23 protein-coding genes are annotated in these 23,607 nt (G+C 31.3%); 8 read left to right on the top strand and 15 right to left on the bottom strand.

Annotation, left to right across the window (positions count from 1 at the left end; all coding sequences use genetic code 11):
* The first annotated feature begins 7 nt into the window (after positions 1 to 7).
* Positions 8 to 925, top strand: a complete 918-nt coding sequence (locus MUN68_RS06095) for a PorP/SprF family type IX secretion system membrane protein (protein ID WP_249995776.1) — start codon at positions 8 to 10, stop codon at positions 923 to 925.
* 10 nt (positions 926 to 935) lie between these two features.
* Positions 936 to 2,864, top strand: coding sequence for an OmpA family protein (locus MUN68_RS06090; RefSeq protein WP_249995775.1), 1,929 nt, complete (start codon positions 936 to 938; stop codon positions 2,862 to 2,864).
* A gap of 642 nt (positions 2,865 to 3,506) precedes the next feature.
* Here the strand turns inward: MUN68_RS06090 and MUN68_RS06085 are convergent.
* A complete protein-coding gene (locus MUN68_RS06085) occupies positions 3,507 to 4,001 on the bottom strand; it encodes a CAP domain-containing protein (protein ID WP_249995774.1) in 495 nt (164 codons plus the stop codon).
* A 233-nt stretch (positions 4,002 to 4,234) separates the two neighbouring features.
* The gene (pdxH, locus tag MUN68_RS06080) at positions 4,235 to 4,882 is read right to left on the bottom strand and encodes a pyridoxamine 5'-phosphate oxidase (RefSeq protein WP_249995773.1); all 648 of its coding nucleotides are present in this window, start codon (positions 4,880 to 4,882) and stop codon (positions 4,235 to 4,237) included.
* A gap of 81 nt (positions 4,883 to 4,963) precedes the next feature.
* Between pdxH and MUN68_RS06075 the strand changes: the two genes are divergently transcribed.
* The gene (locus MUN68_RS06075) at positions 4,964 to 5,395 is read left to right on the top strand and encodes a hypothetical protein (protein WP_249995772.1); all 432 of its coding nucleotides are present in this window, start codon (positions 4,964 to 4,966) and stop codon (positions 5,393 to 5,395) included.
* Positions 5,396 to 5,414: 19 nt separating this feature from the next.
* Here MUN68_RS06075 and MUN68_RS06070 read toward each other — a convergent pair whose 3' ends face one another.
* The 5 genes from MUN68_RS06070 to rpsA form a co-directional block, all read right to left on the bottom strand.
* Positions 5,415 to 6,320, bottom strand: coding sequence for a ribonuclease Z (locus MUN68_RS06070; protein ID WP_249995771.1), 906 nt, complete (start codon positions 6,318 to 6,320; stop codon positions 5,415 to 5,417).
* Between the two features lie 73 nt (positions 6,321 to 6,393).
* Positions 6,394 to 6,726, bottom strand: a complete 333-nt coding sequence (locus MUN68_RS06065) for a ribonuclease Z (protein ID WP_249995770.1) — start codon at positions 6,724 to 6,726, stop codon at positions 6,394 to 6,396.
* Between the two features lie 4 nt (positions 6,727 to 6,730).
* Complete coding sequence (locus MUN68_RS06060) at positions 6,731 to 7,660, bottom strand: aspartate carbamoyltransferase catalytic subunit (RefSeq protein WP_249995769.1); 930 nt, start codon at positions 7,658 to 7,660, stop codon at positions 6,731 to 6,733.
* 68 nt (positions 7,661 to 7,728) lie between these two features.
* Complete coding sequence (gene pyrR, locus MUN68_RS06055; protein WP_249995768.1) at positions 7,729 to 8,268, bottom strand: bifunctional pyr operon transcriptional regulator/uracil phosphoribosyltransferase PyrR; 540 nt, start codon at positions 8,266 to 8,268, stop codon at positions 7,729 to 7,731.
* A gap of 123 nt (positions 8,269 to 8,391) precedes the next feature.
* A complete protein-coding gene (rpsA, locus tag MUN68_RS06050) occupies positions 8,392 to 10,257 on the bottom strand; it encodes a 30S ribosomal protein S1 (RefSeq protein ID WP_249995767.1) in 1,866 nt (621 codons plus the stop codon).
* Positions 10,258 to 10,545: 288 nt separating this feature from the next.
* Here rpsA and MUN68_RS06045 point away from each other — a divergent pair, with 288 nt between their 5' ends.
* On the top strand, positions 10,546 to 10,926 hold the full coding sequence (locus tag MUN68_RS06045) for a LysM peptidoglycan-binding domain-containing protein (protein ID WP_249995766.1): 381 nt from the start codon (positions 10,546 to 10,548) through the stop codon (positions 10,924 to 10,926).
* A gap of 72 nt (positions 10,927 to 10,998) precedes the next feature.
* On the opposite strand, the gene cmk is transcribed toward MUN68_RS06045, so the two are convergent.
* From cmk to lon, 4 genes are read right to left on the bottom strand one after another with little or no spacing between them, the layout of a single operon-like run.
* Complete coding sequence (gene cmk, locus MUN68_RS06040) at positions 10,999 to 11,694, bottom strand: (d)CMP kinase (protein WP_249995765.1); 696 nt, start codon at positions 11,692 to 11,694, stop codon at positions 10,999 to 11,001.
* A complete protein-coding gene (gene porQ / locus MUN68_RS06035; RefSeq protein ID WP_249995764.1) occupies positions 11,694 to 12,713 on the bottom strand; it encodes a type IX secretion system protein PorQ in 1,020 nt (339 codons plus the stop codon). The genes cmk and porQ overlap by 1 nt, the downstream gene beginning before the upstream one ends.
* 50 nt (positions 12,714 to 12,763) lie before the next feature.
* On the bottom strand, positions 12,764 to 13,582 hold the full coding sequence (locus MUN68_RS06030; protein ID WP_249995763.1) for a LysM peptidoglycan-binding domain-containing protein: 819 nt from the start codon (positions 13,580 to 13,582) through the stop codon (positions 12,764 to 12,766).
* Positions 13,566 to 16,019, bottom strand: a complete 2,454-nt coding sequence (gene lon / locus MUN68_RS06025) for an endopeptidase La (protein WP_249995762.1) — start codon at positions 16,017 to 16,019, stop codon at positions 13,566 to 13,568. Before lon ends, MUN68_RS06030 begins: the two co-directional genes overlap by 17 nt.
* A 230-nt stretch (positions 16,020 to 16,249) precedes the next feature.
* On the opposite strand from lon, the gene MUN68_RS06020 reads away from it, so the two are divergent.
* The 4 genes from MUN68_RS06020 to MUN68_RS06005 all read left to right on the top strand — a co-directional run bounded on the left by MUN68_RS06020 (position 16,250) and on the right by MUN68_RS06005 (position 19,281).
* Positions 16,250 to 16,807 (top strand): RNA polymerase sigma factor, encoded by a 558-nt coding sequence (locus MUN68_RS06020; RefSeq protein WP_249995761.1) that lies wholly within the window; start codon positions 16,250 to 16,252, stop codon positions 16,805 to 16,807.
* Between the two features lie 10 nt (positions 16,808 to 16,817).
* Complete coding sequence (locus MUN68_RS06015) at positions 16,818 to 17,378, top strand: hypothetical protein (RefSeq protein ID WP_249995760.1); 561 nt, start codon at positions 16,818 to 16,820, stop codon at positions 17,376 to 17,378.
* A 68-nt stretch (positions 17,379 to 17,446) separates the two neighbouring features.
* Complete coding sequence (locus MUN68_RS06010) at positions 17,447 to 18,541, top strand: hypothetical protein (RefSeq protein WP_249995759.1); 1,095 nt, start codon at positions 17,447 to 17,449, stop codon at positions 18,539 to 18,541.
* Positions 18,542 to 18,564: 23 nt separating this feature from the next.
* Positions 18,565 to 19,281 carry a head GIN domain-containing protein gene (locus MUN68_RS06005; RefSeq protein WP_249995758.1) on the top strand — a complete coding sequence of 239 codons (717 nt, stop codon included), beginning with the start codon at positions 18,565 to 18,567 and terminating at the stop codon, positions 19,279 to 19,281.
* A 71-nt stretch (positions 19,282 to 19,352) separates the two neighbouring features.
* On the opposite strand, the gene MUN68_RS06000 is transcribed toward MUN68_RS06005, so the two are convergent.
* The 4 genes from MUN68_RS06000 to MUN68_RS05985 all read right to left on the bottom strand — a co-directional run bounded on the left by MUN68_RS06000 (position 19,353) and on the right by MUN68_RS05985 (position 23,512).
* Positions 19,353 to 20,195, bottom strand: coding sequence for a hypothetical protein (locus tag MUN68_RS06000; RefSeq protein WP_249995757.1), 843 nt, complete (start codon positions 20,193 to 20,195; stop codon positions 19,353 to 19,355).
* A 109-nt stretch (positions 20,196 to 20,304) separates the two neighbouring features.
* On the bottom strand, positions 20,305 to 21,225 hold the full coding sequence (locus MUN68_RS05995; RefSeq protein WP_249995756.1) for a lipocalin family protein: 921 nt from the start codon (positions 21,223 to 21,225) through the stop codon (positions 20,305 to 20,307).
* Between the two features lie 46 nt (positions 21,226 to 21,271).
* Positions 21,272 to 22,621, bottom strand: coding sequence for an MFS transporter (locus MUN68_RS05990; protein ID WP_249995755.1), 1,350 nt, complete (start codon positions 22,619 to 22,621; stop codon positions 21,272 to 21,274).
* Between the two features lie 60 nt (positions 22,622 to 22,681).
* Positions 22,682 to 23,512 carry a M48 family metallopeptidase gene (locus MUN68_RS05985; RefSeq protein WP_249995754.1) on the bottom strand — a complete coding sequence of 277 codons (831 nt, stop codon included), beginning with the start codon at positions 23,510 to 23,512 and terminating at the stop codon, positions 22,682 to 22,684.
* Positions 23,513 to 23,607: the final 95 nt, after the last annotated feature.

Raw genomic sequence — 23,607 nt, 5'->3', positions numbered from 1 at the left:
ACCTGAAATGAAATTAGTAAAGTTTAACATTATAGCATTTATACTATTCAGTAGCTGGATGAGTGTTGCACAGCAACTACCACAGTTTACACAGTATATGTACAATACTATCGCTATTAACCCAGCTTATGCAGGAAGTAGAGAAACATTAAGTGTTGTAGGTTTGCACAGAAGTCAATGGGTTGGCCTTGAAGGAGGACCGACAACTCAAACCCTTTCTGTACATACTCCATTAAGAAATGAAAACGTTGGATTAGGTCTTTCATTTATAAATGATGAATTAGGTTTTCAAAACTTTTCATATTTATATGGTGACTTCTCATACACAATACGTGTTACTGAAAGCAGTGAATTAGCTTTTGGAATAAAAGCAGGATTTACTAGTTTTAGTCTAGATCCAGCCTTTCAACAATCTCAATCTAATGACCCTGTAATTTTTGGCTTTGAAGATCGTTGGAAACCAAATATAGGTACTGGAGTATATTGGCATAGTAACAAATGGTATGTTGGACTTTCGGCACCAAGAATCTTAAATACAGATTATACTGGAGATGAAGAATTTGAATCTCTAGAAAGAATCAGTTACTATATTACTGGTGGATATGTATTTGATTTAGGTGAAAACACAAAATTTAAACCTGCAACATTACTTAAAGCAACTAATGGTGCACCATTATCTTTTGATTTAACTGCTAACTTTTTATTCTATGAAAAGTTTTGGGTTGGTGGATCATACAGAATAAATGAATTAGCACAAGCTATTGGTGGCATTGCAGATTTTCAAGTGTCAAAACAATTGAGAATTGGTTATGCCTATGAATATCCATTATCAGAGTTAAGTGCCTATACAAGTGGAACGCATGAAGTGTTACTTATGTTCGAAATATTTAAAAGCAAACGTATTAAATCGCCTAGATACTTCTAAAAATTTAATCATGATGAAAACAAAAACATTAATCTTACTTTTTGTGCTTAGTAGCACATTCATGATCGCTCAAGAAAAGCTAGCCGATAAATTCTTTGGTAATTATAGTTACGAAAAAGCAACTGAATTATACAAAGAAGTGCTAAAAGATGGCGATACTAGTATACATGTATTGACACGTTTAGGTGATTGTTATTACAACAATTCTAAATCTGAAGATGCAGCCTTATGGTATGGAAAAGCATTACAGAAATATGATCGTGATGTAAATCCTGAATATATCTACAAATACATTCAGTCATTAAGGAGTTTAGGCAATTATTCTGAAGCCAATGAGTGGATGAAAAAATTTACTGAAATCCAAAATAATGATACCAGAATAAAAGGTTATGATCCAGAAAACATTAGTAAGTTTAATGAACTTGCTAAAACTGAAAAAGATCGTGTTGTAAAGTTGGTTAATTTACCTTTCAACTCAAAATATTCAGATTTTGGCTCATTCATTCAAAATGGACAATTATACTTTGCGTCTTCTAGAAATACGGATGAGAAAAAACTTTATAGTTGGAATCAAGAACCTTTTTTAGATATCTATAAGGTTTCAGTTGAAAAGAAAGGCGATACAATTGCTTATGGAAGTGCTGATTTTATCAATGCTGAAAAAATCAACACAGATTACCATGAGGCTTCTATCGCTATTACTAATGATGGTAAAACCATGTATTTCACCAGAGATAATGTTAGTAAAAAGAACAAAGCTAAATACGATAAAGAAGGAACTACGCATTTAAAATTATACAAGGCAACACTTGTAGGTGAAATCTGGACAGATATTGAAGAACTTCCTTTTAATGATGACGTATTCTCTACTGGACATCCTTCTTTAAGTCCTGACAACAATATCTTATATTTTGTATCAGATCGTGAAGGCGGATTAGGTCAAACAGATATTTATCAAGTAGAAATAAAAAAAGGAAATACATATTCTGAACCTAAAAACCTTGGAGAAAAAGTAAATACTGAAGGACGTGAAATGTTCCCTTTTGTAAGTCAAGACAGTACCTTTTACTTTTCATCTGATGGGCATTTAAACTTAGGTTTTCTAGATATTTTTAAATCTAATGTTATAAAAGATGAAGAAGCACAACCTGAAAATCTTGGTGCTCCATATAATAGTGGTCATGATGATTTTGCATTCTTTTTAAATCCTTCTGAAGAGGAAAACGATAAAACAGGCTATTTCTCATCAAATAGACCAGATGGTCAAGGAAGTGATGACATCTACAGTTTTGATGCTAGTATTTGCTTACAAACCATTAAAGGAATTACTAGAGATTTAAATACAAACGATATTATTGTTGGAGCTACTGTTAAGCTAATTAACGAAGTTGGTAAAGTCCTTGAAGAAGTAGAAACTAATGAAAATGGAGAATATGAATTTACCGTAGACTGTAATAAAAAATATACAGTTATTGGTAGTAAAGAAGATTACAAAGATGATCTTAAAGAAGTAACTACTGATAATGAAAACAATAAAGAAACTGAAGCAGATCTTTATTTAGAGCCATTAATTAATGACAATCAAATTGTTATTAATCCAATTTTCTTTGATTTTGACAAATCTAATATTAGAACAGATGCTCAATACGAGCTTGAAAACATCGTAGATGTTATGCGTGCGCATCCAACAATGGTAATTAAAATTGAAGCACATACAGATAGTCGTGGACGTGATGCTTATAACATGAAATTATCTGATAGAAGGGCAAAATCTACAAGAGAATATATTATCTCTAGAGGAATTGCTCAAGAACGAATTGAAAGTGCAATTGGATATGGTGAAAGTCAATTACTTAACAAATGTGCTAATCGCGTAAAATGCACGGAAGAAGAACACCAATTAAACAGACGTTCATACTTCTATATATTAAAGGAATAAAATATTTTCCTCTATTATAAATAGAAAAAGCAGATTCATTTAGGATCTGCTTTTTTGTATTGTAGAAACGTCTTTAATTCTCAAAATTAGTATACATCACTTCACTTCTATCATCGCGTACTAAAACTAAACCTGTAAATGCAATTATATACCTACATCAATTAATCTTTAAATCCAATACTATAAACGATCACAAAACTTGAAAATCTTTTATTACACTAACAAAACAGATGCATACATCACTTGTATTTAATCTTAAACCAATATATATCCTTTTTAAAGTTATATTAATTGATCTTAAACTTTCCTTTATTGCTTAATAGTCGTAGAAACCTTCCTATAATTTTTATACTTAAGAATAACATCAATAAGCTCAGTTAATTTTGAACAAAACACTAATAGACTTTTATCAGATTGCAATTCAACCAGCTCAAATAACGCTATACTCTATTTCAAAATATCTTTCATAATTGATTGATTGATTGATTGATTGATTGATTGATTGTTCCTAAACAAATTGAAAGAAAATATTAAAGATATCCTAGACTAAATTTGACTACATATATGTATAAAAAAAACCACAGTAAAAGTACTGTGGTTTTAAAACAATTATTTGCTATTAATCGAATTTATGAAAAAATATTATTTTTTAATGAATATGTTTGTAAAATACCATTTACCTTCATTATTCTTTTCTGCAGAAACATCGAAGTCTGTAAAATCACCTTCAATGTTAGCTCTGTGACCTTCACTATTAAGCCAAGCGTTAACTACTGACTCAGCAGAACTAAATGCATATGCTACATTTTCAGATACTTTAGTTGCAGATGTATTTTGAATTAAACTGTTTTTACGTTGAAAAAAGTTATCGTGAGATACATTATCAACTTCAACCATATAATCTGTATGAGTATATGCAACAGCTTTTATTGTATTATGATTATGCAATGCAGGCAATCCATTATTGATTCTATGAGCATTGATTAATTCTAAAATTTCAATCTCAATAACTTTTGCAGCTGGTACGTTAGCTAGTTCAATATTATCAATTGTTTCCTCTGGAAATTCTTCAGTTGAACAAGAAAACGATAACAAAGCGATCAATGCCATTAAAGGCAACATTTTAATAGATTTCATAAGTAGGTCTTTTATGATTTGTATAATAATAGATTTGGGGTCTAATATTATTTTTAAAAATATAATTACTTAAACGGGGCATTTAAATAATTATGTATTACATCATAAATATATGTATTATCGTTAATTTAAACGTAAATATATGCACATTATCGATAAAATGCATAAAAATTAAGAATAATCTTACAAAATAATTCAGTTAATAGATTTTTTTGGAATAAAAATGAAGAGGTTTATGGAGATAAACGATCTTGAATCCAATCAAAACTTGCGTTTAATTGATAACGAATTCTATCGTGTAATCGGTTTGGTCGTCCTTGCCAAAATTCAATTTCTACTGGCTTAACCATATAGCCTCCCCAAAATTGAGGTCGAGGAATATCTTTACCTTCAAATTGTTTTTCTAATGAATCTAAGCGATTTTCTAATACTTCTCTACCAGTAATCGTTTCACTTTGATTAGAAACTAAAGCGCCTAACTGACTTCCTCTAGGTCTAGATTCAAAATAACCATCACTTAAATTATCTAAGATTTTTTCAGCCTTGCCTTTAATAATGACTTGACGTTCTGCTTCTGGCCAAAAGAATGACAAACAAACATTTGCGTTATTTGCTATTGCTTTTCCTTTTTCACTCTCATAGTTTGTATAAAATATGAATCCTTCAAACGTGAATTTTTTAAGAAGGACTACTCTACTTTTAGGAAATCCATCAAGTCCTATAGTACTAATGGTCATTGCATTTGTTTCGCCAATATTGAAATTTGTATCAACTTCATAAAACCATTTTTGGAAAACTTCTAAAGGATTATCACTAAGATTTTCTTCAAGTAATTCTTGCTTTTCGTATGATTTTCTGTAATCGCCTAAGTCTGTATTCATTAGATTGTTTTATGACAAGTTTATTGAGATTTTCTTTTTTAACATCAATATTTCTTATAAATTTAACAATAATCCCTTGTAATGACCTTTGAAAACAGTAAATATTCTAAACTTTTAGAGTTTAGAAAACTAGAATTCCATTTCGGAAACGTATACATCACTAAGCAATTTATATTATCAGAATTAAATGAAGGTATTCATGTTGATTATGCTATGGTGAGTAAATTGATTGGTAAATTTTCAGAAGAGATTAGTAATGATATTAAAATAGGATATATTGCAAATCGAATAAACTCCTATTCTTTTGAACCTCAATTATGGTTAGATTTTAATAATGATTACGACTTTTTAGTCGCTAGTGCTGTGGTAACTTATAGTGATTTTGGCTATCTCAATTCAAGTCTAGAAAAGCATTTTTTTAAGAAAAGTTTGAAACGCTGTCAGAATTTAGATGAGGCTATCGAATGGATGATGGAATTTGATGAGTTACAAACTGAAATTAAATCAAAATAGATATTGAATTTTTGCGATTTTAAAATTCAAATGTTATTCCGTCTTTTGCAAGTTTTACATTTTCAAAAATTTCTGAAGCTTCCTCTTTAAACAAATTTAAATCGTCATATCTCGTAGAATAATGACCTAAGATTAAAGTTTTAGCTTTAGCTTGTTTTGCTATACTTGCAGCTTGTTTTGCAGTACTATGCTTTGTAGGTGCTGCCAATTTTTCATTTTTTTCTAAAAAGGTAGACTCATGATACAATACATCTACATCTTTAATAATTGGTAGCATAGCTTCATTGTAAGCGGTATCACTACAAAACGCATAACTCTTAGGTTTGTTTGGTGGTTTTGTAACAGATTCGTTTTTTACTAAATTTCCATTATTGTCTTCAACATCAAAGCCTTGTTTCAGTTTTCTATAGTATGCAACATCTACACCTGTGTTTAAAACAGCATTCATATCTAGTTTACGCTCACCTTCTTTTTCTTTGAACAAAAATCCGTTAGTATAAATACGATGGTCTAATGGAATAGTATATACTTCCACTTTATCGTCTTCAAAAATTAATTCAGAGGAATCTGATGTTAATTCATGAAAAATAAGTTTATAATTGGTCCAAGAATCTGATAATTTCATTTGCAATGTAATCACTTCTTTCAATCCTTTTGGAGCATAAACATGTAAATCAGCCTCACGAGTTAATAACTTAAACGTAGAAATTAGTCCAACCAATCCAAAGCAATGATCACCATGTAAGTGTGAAATAAAGATGTGTTTAATTCTCACAAATTTAACTTTATTTCTTCTTAATTCAACTTGTGTGCCTTCACCACAATCAATTAAAAACGTATGATTTTTAATCTCCAATACTTGAGATGTAGGATTGGTATTTGTTCGTGGTGTAGCGCTATGACAACCGAGTATTGTTAATTTCATTAAATGTTTGTTATTAAGTTGTTGAGTCGTCGTTACTAATTAACGACAAACAACTCAACGACTAAACCTTTTTTCAGAATCCTAAATCACGTTCAATATCTTCCATTTCAATAATATCATAAGCTTCCTGTAGTGTTGGGACAACTACAATTTCATCTGGAGTATCATCAAGATTTGCGTTATTAGTAACTATAACAAATGAATGTTTAGCTTTTCGGTGTGTATTAGATAATTGAAGAAACTCAACAATATCAGATAGCGTCACTTTATTTAAAGTGGTAAGATTAATAATAATATTATTGTTTTTAAAGCGCTGGTAAAGCACATCAATTTTTTTTACTAATTCTATTATTGAAGCTTTTTCCTGAGTAATTATAGTTGTATTTCCGTTTTTGTCAAAAATCATAATGTTAGTGTTTTATTTTAGAAGCCAATAGGTAAATTACTGCCATTCTAATAGCCACTCCATTTTGAACTTGATCTAAAATAATAGCTTGTTTAGAATCTGCAACATCACTTGTAATCTCAACTCCTCGATTTATTGGGCCTGGATGCATTATTGTGATCTCTTTATCTAAAGAATCCAATAATGTTTTAGTCACTCCATATTGCTGTGTGTACTCTCTTGTAGATGGAAAATAACTAATATCCATACGCTCATTTTGCACACGCAACATATTTGCAACATCACACCAATTAAGTGCTTTCTGCAAATTAGTTTCAACTTTAACTCCTAAACCTTTTATATATTTTGGAAGCAAGGTTTTTGGTCCGCAAACCATAACATTAGCACCTAGTAATTGTAAGGCATAAATGTTAGACAATGCTACTCTACTATGCAAAATATCACCAACAATAACCACATTTTTCCCTCTAACCTCACCAAAACGTTCTCGTATGGAATATGTGTCTAATAATGCTTGTGTTGGATGTTCATGTGCTCCATCGCCTGCATTTATAATACTTGCATCTACATGTTGGGATAGAAACACTCCAGCTCCAGGATTTGGATGACGCATTACTACCATATCTACTTTCATAGATAAAATATTATTTACGGTATCAATTAAGGTTTCTCCTTTTTTTACTGAAGATTGTGACGCTGAAAAATTAATCACATCTGCTGAAAGTCGTTTTTCGGCTAATTCAAAAGATAATTTTGTTCGAGTAGAATTTTCAAAAAATAAGTTGGCAATGGTAATATCTCTTAGCGAAGGTACTTTTTTAATCGGTCTGTTAATCACTTCTTTAAAGTGATCTGTTGTTTCAAAGATTAATTGCATATCTTTTTTGTTAAGATATTTAATTCCTAATAAGTGATTGACACTTAATTCGCTCATTTTTATGTTTTAATTTATAGTCTAAAAGGTCTCGACTGCGCTCGACCTGACATTATTTATAATCATCTTTAACTATTCACTAAATAAACCGAGTCTTCACCTTCATTTTCAACCCAATTAACTTTTACTTTTTCATCATTGATAGCATCAACTTGTCGACCACTATAATTTGGTTGAATTGGTAAATGTCTACTAAATCGTCTATCAATTAATGTAAGTAATTCAATTTCATTTGGTCGTCCAAAAGATTGAATTGCAGTTAATGCTGCTCTTATACTTCGTCCAGTGTACAAAACATCATCAATAAAGACGATATTTTTATCTTCAACTAAAAAGTTGATTTCGGTTGTATTCGCTTCTAGTATTTTTTCACCTCTTCGGAAGTCATCTCTAAAAAATGTAATGTCTAGATGGCCTAATTCAATATTTTTAATCTTATAATCGTTTTTGAGCATAGTTGCTAATCGACTAGCGAGATACTTTCCTCTAGGTTGCAATCCGATTAGAACGGTATTAGAAAAATCGTTATGATTTTCAATAAGTTGACAAGCCAATCGATGAAGAATGATGTTTACCTCTTTAGCATTAAGTAACACTTTTTGACCCATATTGTATCCAAACGTATTTGGTTAACAAAGTTACAGCAAAATTTTAAAAATTGAAACATATATCTGACAAACAAAAAAGCCTTTCATTTCTGAAAGGCTTTTTATATTTAAAAATTCAAGGAATTATTTTTTCCCGTCCATTTTATCTTTAAGAGCTTGTAAAGCATCATTAGCATCACCTAAAGTTGGTTTAGCTTCTGCTGCTTGAGCTACTGCTTTTTTAGCAGCCGCTTTTACATTAGCAATTTCTTCTTCTTTAAAGATAGCAGTATGAGATGCAACTACACGTTTAAATTCTTTATTGAATTCAATAATTTTAAACTCAGCTGTTTCACCTTTTGCTACTTTTTTACCATCTTCTTTTTCTAAGTGACGAGAAGGAACAAAAGCAACGATATCTTCGTTAAAATCAATTGTAGCTCCTTTATCTACGATTTCAGTAAGTGCAGCAGTATGAACTGTACCTAAAGCAAATTCAGTTTCGTATTTATCCCAAGGGTTATCAGTAGTTTGTTTATGACCTAAAGATAATTTACGTCCTTCAACATCTAATTCTAATACGACAACTTCTAAGTTATCTCCTACGTTACAGAATTCACTTGGATGCTTGATTTTCTTAGTCCAAGATAAATCTGAGATATAAATCAATCCGTCGATACCTTCTTCTAATTCAACAAAAACACCAAAGTTCGTAAAGTTACGTACGATACCTGTGTGTTTAGAACCTACAGGATATTTGCTTGTAATATCTGTCCATGGATCTGGTGTTAATTGCTTAATACCTAGAGACATTTTACGATCTTCTCTATCAAGAGTTAAGATTTGAGCTTCTATTTCATCACCAACAGATACGAAATCTTGAGCAGAACGTAAATGCGTTGACCAAGACATTTCACTTACGTGAACTAATCCTTCTACACCTTCTTCTACTTCAACAAATGCGCCATAATCAGCAATAACAACTACTTTACCTTTTACTTTATCACCAATTTTAACAGTATCACCTAGAGCTTCCCAAGGATGTTTGCTTAATTGTTTAAGACCTAATTGGATTCTAGACTTATCTTCATCGAAGTCTAAGATTACCACATTAAGTTTTTGATCTAATTCAACGATTTCATTTGGATGATTAATTCTTGACCAAGAAAGATCTGTAATGTGAATTAATCCGTCAACGCCACCAAGATCGATAAATACACCATAAGATGTGATGTTCTTAACAGTACCTTCAAGTACTTGACCTTTTTCTAATTGACCAATGATTTCTTTTTTCTGTTCTTCAATATCAGCTTCAATTAAAGCTTTATGAGATACCACTATGTTTTTGAATTCGTGGTTGATTTTCACAACTTTAAATTCCATAGTTTTATTTACATATTGATCGTAATCTCTAATTGGCTTCACATCAATTTGAGAACCTGGTAAGAATGCTTCAATACCAAATACGTCAACGATCATACCTCCTTTAGTTCTGCATTTTACAAAACCGTTTACGATTTCACCTGTATCATGTGCATTATTTACACGATCCCAAGCCTTGATTACTCTTGCTTTTCTGTGCGATAATACTAATTGACCTGTTGCGTCTTCACGAACATCAATTAATACTTCTACTTTGTCACCAACTTTAAGATCTGGATTGTAACGGAACTCATTAAGAGAAATTACACCTTCAGATTTTGCATTGATATCAATGATAGCATCTCTATCAGAAATATGAATTACTTCACCTTCTACAACTTCATCATTAAGTGTATCAACGAAATTTTCTGCTACTAGTTTTTCAAATTCTACTAATTGCTCATCGTCAACTTGGTCAATTCCTTCTTCGTAGTTGTGCCAGTTAAAATCTTTTAAGAATTTTTCAGGGTTTGCTTGTGACTCAGATACTATTTCTTTTGGAGTCTCAACTGTTTTTGTTTCTGTAGTTTCAACAGTTGCTGCTTCAGTAGTTTCTACCTCAGCTTTTTGTGTTTCTTTTTCAGACATGTGCTGAATATTAATTTGTATTCTGTACGTTTAGAAAGATTTAAGCGAATAACACACAGAAGCGTTATTGTTTGCTATAGTTTGTCCTTTTGTCTTTCTTTGATTTCGCTAAAAGGAGTGCAAAAATACAGTATCTCTTTTAATAAAACAAACAAAATTAGCACTAAGCGTTTTAATATTGTTTGATTTTTTTAAAATGCTAAAAAAAGCCACTTAACTTATTGATTTTTTGGCATATAAATTGATATCTTTACAATAAGTATTAACACTAAATTAAAACAAATTATTATGGTAAAAGCAAAATACCAAAGCGTATTAGACTTAGGCGAAGAACTTAACATCCAAGATGGCAATGTAAGTGAAGAAAATGGCGTTTTGAAAGTAAATGGCACTGCACAAACACAATATGAGAAAAACTTATTATGGGATAATATTAAAGCTGTTGGTGGCGAAAATCCAACAGATATTATAGCAGACATCAAAGTAGCCGATTCATCTGTATATCACAGACATACTGTAACAAGTGGTGAAACCTTAGGAAAAATTGCAAAACACTATTTTGGTGATGCAATGAAATACAAAGAAATTTTCGCTGCAAATTCTGATATTCTTAAGAATCCAGATGTAATTTATCCAGACCAAGAATTAATCATTCCAAATTTATCTTAGGAATTAGAGTAAGATTAATAAAAAAGCGACTTGTATGGTCGCTTTTTTATTTTTAAACTATATGTTCTTTAACTAATTACTTTCAGAAATTTTGTCTTTAGCCAAGTTGTATATCAATTCAAATTGTTCATCCAAATTAAGGTTTGAATTATCAACTTCTATAGCATCTTCAGCCTTCATTAAAGGAGAATCTTCTCTTGTAGAATCTATATGATCTCTTGATTGTACATTTTTTAACACGTCGTCAAATTTAACATCATCTCCACGTTCAATCAATTCATCATAACGACGTTGTGCTCTTTGTTCAGCAGACGCAGTCATAAATAATTTCAATTTGGCTTCTGGAAATACTACTGTTCCAATATCACGACCATCCATGACAACACCTTTATCTTTTCCTAAGTTTTGTTGCTGAAAAACCAATTGTTCTCTTACTTCAGATACTGTTGCTACTTGACTTACAAATTGAGAAACTTCGAGCGTTCTGATCGTTTTCTCTACATTTTGTCCGTTTAGATACACTTCAGCAAAACCTAATTCCTCATTAAATTTAAAACTAATCTTAATATCTTTAAGTTGTGCTATGAGTTGCTGCTTATCAAAACAATCTTTTTTAATTAAATCATTTTGCATAGCATACAATGTCACTGCACGATACATAGCACCAGAATCTACATAAATATATCCTAAAGCTTTTGCTAAACGTTTAGCGACTGTACTTTTTCCTGTAGAAGAAAATCCGTCTATTGCTATGGTTATTTTATTCATTATTTTAAATCAATTTGTAATCCGAAGAAACTCGTGTTTGAAGCACTTGTATATCTAGCATGCGTATAACTAATTCGCATTTTATTCAATTTTATTCCAACACCAAAAGATAATCCCGAAAAATTTCGCTGTTCTTCTAAACGTAATTCTTCAGCTCTTCTAAAATTATAACCTAAACGAATATTAAATCCTCCTTCAGGAAATAATTCCGCTCCAAGTACTGTATGGCGCATTACTTCATTCAAAAAACCAATTTCCTCTTGAGTTTGATTACCATCTAAATCGGTTGTTGCTCTAGCAGGATTTGCAAAAGACAATGGCCATCTTTGCAAATTTTCAAAAGTTAAATGCCAACGTAATGGTACATTTTCAAGTGTTTGTGATAGGCCTAATGAAACTTCTAAAGGTAATTTTTCATTTAAACCAGCATAAGTCACAATTTGAGTACCAACATTTCTAATGCTTAATGCAGCGTGAAAATCTAATTTCTCATTAATATACATGGCACCAAAATCGGCAGCAACACCTATAGAATTATAGATTTCTAATTTAGATGTTATCACTTTCAGATTAGCACCTACGTAAAAATCGCTATACGGAATTTGAAAAGCATAACCTGCAGATAGTGCTGCTTCATTACCTGTAAAGGTTCCTGTTGACACACCATTTTGATCATAACCATCAAATTCACCATAATTGATATATGTCATACCAATATGCAATGTTTGCACATGTCTATCCCAAGTATACGCATAAGCAGCTGTTCCATAGCCAATGCCTCCCAAATAACTAGAATAATTTACAGCCAATTGATTGTCCATTTCTGCATTAATACTTGCTGGATTAAACAAACCACTTGTAACATCGTAATCGTAGTTTGTAATTACCTTACCTCCAAGAGCTGCTTGACGAGGAGAAGACACTAAATTTAAAAATTGAAATGTAGACTCGCCTCCTACTTGAGCAAAAAATGTAGAGGTCGCAAAAAGACAAATAAAAGTGGTAATTTTCTTCAGCATATAAGTTTGCAAAGTAAATAATTCTATCTTAAAACGACTAGTTGTCCTTTTTATTTTTTTGAAAGTGTTGAATTCTGATTTACGTGAAGTTTTTGTCCAATCTTAATAAGATTACTTGAGAGTCCGTTTATACCTTTTAAATCATCAACTGTTATATTATTTTGTTTAGCAATATTATATAACGTATCTCCTTTTGAAACGATCCAAACGTCGTTAGATTCCGTTTCTAAAGGTTCAAAGTTTCTAACCCTTAAAGTCTCTCCTTCTTTTATAAGTGTCGTTTCTAAATTGTTTGCAATTTTAAGTTGGCCTAAACTAGTTTCATATCGTTTTGATAATTGATATAGCGTTTCACCTTTCTTAACCATATGAAAATCATGAGTGTTGGTCTTAATTGTTTCTTTTGATTTATCTACAGATGGTTTTGAAACAAATGAATTATCAGTTAATAATTCGGTTGTTATTTTATAATCATTAGTTTCTGAAGGATTATCACTTAGCTCAGATATTTTAGTTTCAGTACTAATAGTCGAGTTGCCTTCACCAGCATCTACTATCATGACATTGGTTGAATCTGTTAATACCACTTTTTTAGAAGCTAAAGCATCACCAGACATATCTTTAATTAAATTTGTTTTTATTTCTGTTCGATTATCAAGAACAGAATCTTTAATCTTTCGAGCAATTCTAGAGGTAGCAATCTCACCATTGGTAAATGTAATTTCTCCAGTTACCAAATTTAGTCTTGCTGGCTTACCATCTAAAAGGACATCCTTATAATTATTTGTTTCAGTATCTTGCGCAAAAGCTCCAAAATTAGAAGCTGCAAAAACTAAAACCATAGCTATTAATCTAAAGTTTTTTAGCATTCTTTACTTTTTGATTGGTTAATGCTAATTCCAATACATCACTCATTTCTTTGACATAATGAAATTTTAATCCTTTCAAATATAAGGGATTTATTTCTTCTATATCTCTTTTATTATCTTCACAAAGTAAAATTTCTTTGATTCTAGCACGCTTAGCTGCTAAAATCTTTTCTTTAATTCCACCAACTGGTAATACTTTTCCTCGTAAAGTAATTTCTCCAGTCATGGCTAAACTATTTTTCACTTTTCGTTGAGTAAATAAGGAAACTAAAGACGTTAGCATCGTAACACCAGCACTAGGTCCATCTTTTGGAGTTGCACCTTCAGGCACATGAATGTGTACATTATATTCCTTGAAAATATCTGGATTAATACCAAATTCATCTGCGTTTGCTTTAATGTATTCCATAGCAATAGTAGCCGATTCTTTCATTACTTTGCCTAAATTTCCTGTAATGGTAAGGTTTCCTTTACCTTTTGACAGGATAGATTCAATAAATAAAATATCGCCTCCAACACGAGTCCAAGCCAAACCAGTAACAACACCTGCAACATTATTATTTTCATATTTATCACGTTCAAGTTTAGGCGATCCTAATACGTCAATCACATCTTGATTAGTTACTTTAAGATTATAGTCTTCTTCCATAGCAATATTTTTGGCAGCATGACGTACCATTTTTGCTATTTGCTTTTCTAAACCACGTACTCCAGATTCTCTTGTATATCCTTCAACTACTTTTTCTAACTGTGGCTTAGCAATCTTTAAATGTTTATCTGTTAAACCATGTTCTTTTAATTGCTTTGGGAGCAAATGACGTTTTCCAATCTCTACTTTTTCTTCAATTGTATAACCAGACACATTTATAATTTCCATTCGGTCTAGTAATGCAGGCTGAATGGTATTCAAGCTATTAGAAGTTGCAATAAACATCACTTTAGATAAATCGAATCCCATTTCAAGGAAATTATCATGAAACTCACTATTTTGTTCAGGATCTAAAACCTCTAGTAAAGCTGAAGAAGGATCACCTTGATGTGAATTTGTAAGCTTATCTATTTCATCTAAAACAAACACAGGGTTAGATGTTCCTGCCTTTTTCAAACTCTGAATAATTCGTCCTGGCATTGCTCCAATATACGTTTTACGATGTCCTCGAATTTCAGCTTCATCACGAAGACCACCTAAAGACATACGAACATACTCTCTACCTAAAGCCTCTGCAATTGATTTTCCTAAAGATGTTTTACCAACACCAGGAGGTCCATATAAACAAAGAATTGGCGATTTCATATCGTTACGCAATTTTAAAACGGCTAGATATTCAATGATTCGTTTTTTAACATCGTCTAAACCATAATGATCACGATCTAAAATTTTCATTGCACGTTTTAAATCAAATTTATCCTTACTAAACTCATCCCAAGGCAAGTCTAAGAATAAATCTAAGTAATTTCGTTGGATAGAATACTCAGCAACTTGTGGATTCATGCGTTGCATTTTTGACAATTCCTTATCAAAATGTTCTGCAACTTTATCATTCCATTTTTTTTGTTTTGCACGTTGACGCATTTCTTCAATTTCTTCACCAGAAGAGACACCACCTCCAAGTTCTTCTTGAATGGTTTTCATCTGTTGATGCAAGAAATACTCACGTTGTTGTTGGTTCATGTCGTTTTGAACCTTAGACTGAATATCATTTTTAAGCTCTAATTTCTGAAGTTCAACATTCATGAACTTTAAAGTTGCAAGAGCACGTTGTTTTAAATCATTAATCTCTAACAATTCTTGTTTCTGCTTTACAGAAAGGTTCATATTAGAAGACACAAAATTCACCAAAAACGAACTACTTTCTATGTTTTTTATAGCAAAAGAAGCTTCTGTTGGGATATTTGGACTGTCTTTTATGATTTGTAGCGATAATTCTTTAATAGATTCTATAATTGCAGAAAACTCCTCATTATCAATAGCAGGTTTCGCTTCAGGAACATCTTTAACAGTTGCTGTTAAATAAGGGTCTTCTGAAATTACATCCTGAATTTCAAAGCGTTTTTTACCTTGAATGATAATCGTTGTATTCCCATCAGGCATTTTAAGCACTTTCAAAATACGAGCAACAGTTCCTTTTTGGAACACATCTTTACCAGATGGATCTTCAATAGTTTCATCTTTTTGAGAGACTACACCAATAACCTTGCTTCCTTTATTAGCATCATTAATTAGCTTTATAGATTTATCTCTACCTGCTGTAATAGGAATTACAACACCAGGAAACAAAACCGTATTACGCAATGGTAATATTGGTAACGACTCTGGAAGGATTTCATTATTTATTTCTGCTTCATCTTCAGGTGTCATTAATGGAATTAATTCTGAATTTTCATCAAAATCCTGAAATGACAAACTGTCAAGCTTTAAAAATTTAGACTTCGCCATACTATTTTTTTAGTCATTCTGTCATTAAAATAACAGAACTTATCGATTTATAATTATTTGAATAATTACATTTAACTCTACATATCAACAGTTTACGATGTTAAAGTAATTATATACCTTTATCTAATTTCAATAGTTATGCCATTACACTACATAAGAATAAAAACTTTTTTCATTAAAAGTGTAACAATTCATTTCCTCTTTCATCTTTATAATAAAGCATTTGTTTTTTGACACTAACCAACCAAAATATAGAGCAGTTATTACAGCTGTGTAAATCTGGAGACCAACATGCGCAAATGGAAGTCTATAACAGGTATTACAAAGCGATGTATAACACGGCATTCCGAATTGTAAAAGACAGTTTTGAAGCTGAAGACATCATGCAAGATTCATTTTTAACAGCATTCACAAAGTTAGATACACTTAAAGAGATAAAAACATTTGGATCGTGGTTAAAACGCATCGTAATAAATAATAGTATTTATCATTATAAAAAGAATAATAAATATGAAGATGTGCCTTTAGATGATGTGCTTTACAAAGTTGAAGATCATTCTGGAATCGTTGAAAACAATGGGTTTACAAGTTTAAAAGCGAATCAAGTTTTAGAAACAATGAAAACATTAAAAGACAACTACAGAATGGGATTGACACTACACTTGATTGAAGGTTATGATTATGAGGAAATTTGTGACATCATGGATATAACGTATGCCAATTGTAGAACATTAATATCACGAGCCAAAGACAGCTTAAGAAATAAATTAACGCCTTTGGCCTATTAATACTAAGACTATGGAAAAAGATCAAATAGACACCCTTTTCGGAAGACTTGAAAAAGAGTTTGATATTAATTCGCCAAACTCTGGTCATCAGAATCGATTTTTAGACAAACTAAAGCAACAACATACTATTGCTGATAATCACTCTCATAAAACGAGTTACTGGAAACCCTTCTTAGCCGTTGCAGCATCAATAGTATTATGTTTTAGCATTTTCACATTTATGCAACAAACAGAACCAGATATTAAAGATTTGGCAAGTGTATCGCCAGAATTATCTAAAACTCAAGATTTCTTTACGTTAGCAATTGAAAATGAATTAGCAACTCTAGAAACGGAACGTTCACCTATTACTGAAGAATTAATAAATGATGCATTAAAACAACTTCGTGTATTAGAAGGTAATTATGAAAAACTAAAAAAAGACCTTACAGAATCTGGTGACGATAAACGTGTCGTTTACGCTATGATTTCAAACTTTCAAAACAGAATTGACGTCTTAGAACAAGTTTTAAAAACCATTGAAGAGGTAAAACTATTTAAGGACAATGAATCAAAACAGAATACTTTATAATATTAAAATCAACAAAAAACGTTCAGAAGCAGTTAAATGCTAATACTGGAATACTAAAAACAACCCTTATGAAAACACAACTACTATACAAATTACTGTTTGCTTTTATACTGATACCAACTTTAACATTTGGAGGCAATTCAAATAAATGGTCAGGTGAACATACCAAAGAAAAAACGATAAAAAAAGAGTTTCAAGTTTCTAGTAATGCTACACTAAAAGTAAACAATAGTTATGGTAATATTGACATTATCACTTATGAAGGCTCAACCATTAGTATTGAAGTACACATTAAAACCAATGGTAACGATTTAGAAAAAGTACAAGAAAAAATTGATGATATTGATATAGAATTTAATGCATCGTCAACATCAGTCATGGCTAAAACATTGTTTAGTAAGAACAAATCTAAATCTTGGTGGAATTGGGGCAAAAATAACAATGTAAATATGTCTATAAATTACATCATCAAATTACCAATAACTAATAATGTGGACTTGAATAATGATTATGGAAGTATCACACTTGATAAATTAGAAGGTCGTGCAGAAATTAATTGTGATTACGGAAAAATCACAACCAAAGAATTGATGGCAGATCATAATGATATTAATTTTGATTACACCAACAACGCCTACTTTGAATACATAAAAAGTGGCAGTATTAATGCCGATTACAGTGGTTATACAGTTGGAAAAGCTAAATCATTAGACGTAAATGCAGATTATACAAAATCGGAAATTGAGTTAGCAGAAAACATCTCATACAACTGTGATTATGGATCATTAAAAATAAATAATGCAAATAATGTGAATGGTAATGGAGATTATTTAACCCTTAGACTAGGAACAATTTATAAAAACATAGATATTAAAGCGGACTATGGTTCAATAAAAATAGGAAAAATGGCTGCAAATGCAGGTAATGTTGAAATAGAATCAGATTACTGCGGCATTACAATTGGTTACGATTCTGGTTATGCTTTTGATTTTGATATCGATTTAGAATATGCCTCATTAAGAGATGCTGATGGCTTTGAATTCACAAAAAAACGTATTGAATCATCAGACAAATACTATCAAGGTTACTACAGAAATTCAAACAGCGGAAATATGATTAGAATCAAATCTGAATATGGAAGCGTAACATTCAAAAAACAATAATAATCAATTAAAAACATTTTAAAATGAAAAAATCAATCTTACTCACAGCGTTTTTATTTTGCATCACATTTAGTTATGCAGGCGGTAGAAAAATAAATGGAAACGGAACAATGACAACAATAACTAGAACGACATCAGACTATGATGGCATAGCATGTGCTGGATCATTTGATTATATTTTAGTTGCTGGTACTGAAGGAAAAATCACCATGGAAGGCGAAGAAAACTTATTACAATATATTATAACAGAAGTAAGAGACAACAAACTTGTCATAAAAACAGAAAATCATATCAATCTTAGATCTAGTAATAATAAGTCCATTAAAATAACAATTCCGTTTAAAGACATTAATAAAGTATCACTTGCTGGTTCTGGAGATTTATGGAATGAAGATCTAATAACATCTACAAATTTAGACGTTGCTTTATCTGGTTCTGGTGATGTTATCTTAAACATTAAAGCGACAAACACTGAAGCAAAAGTAGCTGGTTCTGGAGACTTAACATTGAAAGGAAGCACAAACAAACTTGAAGCAAAAGTAGCTGGTTCTGGCGATTTTCATGGATTTGATTTGCAATCTAATCATACTGTAGTTGCTGTTGCAGGATCTGGTGATGCTGAAGTTGTTAGTAATGAAAGTTTAAAAGCTAGAGTTGCAGGTTCTGGTGATATTGAATACAGAGGTCATCCAAAAACTGAAGATACCAAAGTTGCTGGTTCAGGAAGTATTAGCAACTAGAAAAGTACATACTATAAAAAAAGCCACAAGCTTCAATTTGAAGTTTGTGGCTTTTTTTTATTCACTAAAACTTAATATGCGACACTAATAACTCCAGATGTTAAATTCAAATCTGCTCCATTAGCATTGGTTACAACACCACTGAAACTACCGATAATATTTCCTGGTGTGTTTGTTGTTATTGTTGATGTAAAATCATCAAACCCTTGATTTGAAGGATAATATACTGAATTTATATTAATAGAAAATGTATCATTAATAATATCAACACCAGTTTCACCAAGAGTTATTTCAAAATAAATAATGTGATATGTTGGAGAACCTGTTTCTGCAGCGACTTGTAGAACATCTCCATTTTCAGAAACATGAATGGCATCAAACACTAAAGGCATAGTTCCTGCATTTACACTAAAAACACCTTCAGCTGTTTCTTCTTGAATACAGTTTCCTAATTCAATTAAAATTGATTGCACTTCACTATCTGGTCCACAAAGTTCAATGTAAGTTAGCAAGGCTTCTCTATATATGATACATAATTCTGTATAATTCCCTATAGTAGCTTCATTAAAAGCTAACTCAGCTATTTCAACAGCTTCTAGAGCAGAAGCACAATCTTCAATTTGGGTATTTATCAAACAATCTCCCAAGCTATCAATTATTGCTTGTAAACTTCCATCTGGATCTCCACAAAACTGTATTTGATTTTGCAATGCTGTTTTATACGCCATACATAACAGTTCATAGGTTTCATCTGTAGCTTGAGTAAAGGCTAAAGCAGCATCAATGACATTTTGAGAAGACACATTACATGATGATGTTTCTTCAGTAACAAACTCACCTTCTAATGGTTCATTATCACAAGTAAAGGCACTTAATAATATAAAAAATGACAATAGGAGTGATAACTTTTTCATGGTATACATCAATTTTGTGAATTTAAAGTTACAACTTTATCTTTTAATTGTAAATCAAAAAAGCCACTCTATTTATGAGTGGCTTTTATTTTTAAATTTTAAACTTTAATTATTGTTTAGTATATATAAAAGTTAAATCCTGTATCGTCGTTGCTGTGAAATCTGAACTAAATGCGACAAAACCTTCAGGCACAAAAACAGATAATTGATCTCCATTTATTGTAGCATCATAAACTGTAGTACCATCATCAACGGTAATTATATTTCCGTTTTGTGTCCAAGTACTGTTTGTGTTTTCATTTTCAAATTCACATTCAATAACATAATCATATTCATTAGTAGTTCCTACTTCAATTTCGAAAATAAAAGAAGCATATGATGTACTCATTGCAACAGCAGTATTATCTGCATTAAATACAATTGTTTCATTTTCATAACAATTCATTTCATCTAAGAAATTGACACTTTCTGTTCCATCATTATTTAAATCAATTGGTTCTTCACCAATCCATGCAGTCAAAAGCCATGTTCCTACTATGTCTTCGTTGGTTTGATTATTAGTACAATCTCCTAATTCATCAATGATTAATTGAAGACTTCCATCAGAATCTCCACAGATTGCAATTTCGTTTTCTAAAGCTACTCGATAATCATTACATAAAGTAGTATCAGATGTATCTTCATTATATGCTGTTTCAGCAACAGAAGTTAATGTCATTGCAATATCACATGGATCAGGATTAGTATCTCCGCAAAAACCTAAACTTTCAATTTGAGTTTGTAAAATTCCATCTGGATCTCCACAAAATTGTATTTGAGCCTCTAATGCATTTCTATAAGTAGTACATAATTGAGAATAATTCTCTGCAGTAACACTTAAAAAAGCTATGGCTGCATTTTGAGTATTTTGAGTAGCAAGTTCGCAAGATGCATTGTTTTCTGTTAAAAAGTCTCCATCTAAAGGTTCATCTTCACAAGTAAAAGCTGTTAGCAAAATGAACATAGAAAACAGGAAAGATATTTTTTTCATAACAATTGAAATATGAATTAATTTAATTTTAGCAAACATACTAATTTTAATTTGGTTTAAGATTTTCTTTTGGAACTCTAAAGAGCAGAAAAATTCCAACTAGAAAAAAGATAAATAAAAACAAAATCGCATTACGCATACTTCCAGTTATTTGATCTATTGTTGCAAAAATTACCATTCCTATTACGATTCCTATTTTTTCGGCGACATCGAAAAAACTAAAATACGAAGTTGTATCTTCTGTATTTGGTAAAAATTTGGAATACGTTGATCGTGCCAAGGCTTGAATTCCACCCATTACCAATCCTACTAATGATGCAGCAATATAAAATTGAAAAGGTGTTTGCATAAAATAGGCATACACACATAATGCCATCCAAATAAAATTGACTACAATAAGTGTTTGTATGTTTCCAAACTTTGAAGATGCGAATGAGGTTAAATAAGCTCCAATTATAGCCACCAATTGAATTACTAAAATACTAACTATCAAACCTAAAGTTTTAGCATCCTCATCTGCCCAAGAAATCTCTTCTTCGCCAAAATAAACGGCCACTAACATAATGGTTTGTACAGCCATACTGAATACAAAAAACGCCACTAAATAGCGTTTCAGTCTTAAATTTTGCTTTAACTGAAGCCAAACTAATTTCAGTTCTTTAATTCCATTAAATATTACAGCTCTAGTAACTTTATGACCTTGAGAAGCTCCTTTAGGAAGTACATAAAATGTATATTGACTAAAAAGAATCCACCACAAACCTACCATTACGAAAGAATATCGCATACCTACTTGTGCAGCAGTTTCAATAATCTCACCATTTTCAGATATAGTATCAGAAATAAAAAAAACGTCTGGATACATGACCATTGCGAGATTAATCACTAATAAAATCACACTTCCAATATAACCCATACTAAACCCTTTAGCACTGATACTATCTTGTTGCTCTGGAAATGCTATATCTGGTAAATATGAATTATAGAATACCAAACTTCCCCAATACCCAATTAATCCCATGAAATAAAATAACAAACTCAAATGAATGTTTTCAATATTAAACCAGTACAATCCAATACAACCAAATCCACCAACATAACAGAAGAACTTCATGAAGTTCTTTTTGTTTCCAACATAATCGGCAATTCCAGACAAAACTGGAGATGTAAAAGCAACTACTAAAAAGGTAAAAGCTGTAACATAAGTTATTAAAGCAGTACTTTTAAAAAGCATTCCAAAAGCTTCAACTGTTTTTTCTGATTGAGAAATAAATAAAGCTGAATAAAATATTGGAAAAATTGAAGATGCAATCGTTAATGTATAAACCGAATTTGCCCAGTCGTAAAATGCCCAAGCGTTTAGCAGTTTTTTACTGCCTTTTTGTAAATGTTCCATAAAAAAAGCTGCTTTTAAGTAAGCAGCTTCTAAAGTAAGATATTTTTTATGAACTAAATATTAAAATTCACCTAATGGTCTAAAAGAAGTAACTCCAAACTTTTTAGCTTCAGCTTTAGATTTAGGAGCCCAACCTTGCAAGTTTGAAATACGTGTATCGTTAGATGGATGCGTACTTAAAAACTCTGGTGGTCCTTCTCCTCCACTATTCGCTTTCATACGTTTCCATAATTCGGCAGCTTCATCAGGATTGTAACCAGCAATAGCCATTAAAGTTAATCCGAACTCATCAGATTGTGATTCATGGCTTCTACTAAAAGGTAACATTCCTAATACATTAGACCCTACACCATAAGATTGGTTAAATATACCTCTAGTTTGTTCATCCTTAATAGCTATGTTTCCAGCTACAGCAAGTCCTTGTTGAATGTAAGCGGCACTCATACGTTGTTGTCCATGATTTGCAAGTGCATGAGCAACTTCATGACCCATAATAGCTGCAACACCTGTTTCGTTTTGTGCAATAGGTAAAATTCCCGTATAGAATACAATCTTTCCTCCTGGCATACACCATGCATTTACAGTATTATCGTTTACTAAGTTGTATTCCCATTTATAATCTTTTAAATACCCTTCATGACCATTTGCATTTAACCAACGCTCTGCAGCAACTGCAATTCGTTGTCCGACACGTTGAATCATTTCAGAATCTGATGTGCCATTTACGACTTTATTTTCAGATAAAAACTGATCATATTGAGCAAATGCAGAAGGAAATATTTCATTATTTGAGACAAATGCCAATGTTTTTTTTCCAGTTAGAGGATTTGTAGCACAAGACAAGAACATTATTAACGTTCCAACTGCTACGATGCTATTTTTATATTTCATTGCTAATGGTTTTTAGTATAAAGTTAAATTTACAAAATTCATTCCATAATGTTTGACACAATTAGAGATTAAAATGTCACATTTAATCTTATACT

The organism is Psychroserpens ponticola (assembly GCF_023556315.2).
Lineage (GTDB): Bacteria > Bacteroidota > Bacteroidia > Flavobacteriales > Flavobacteriaceae > Psychroserpens > Psychroserpens ponticola.
This window is presented reverse-complemented; position numbering and strand designations above follow the sequence as displayed.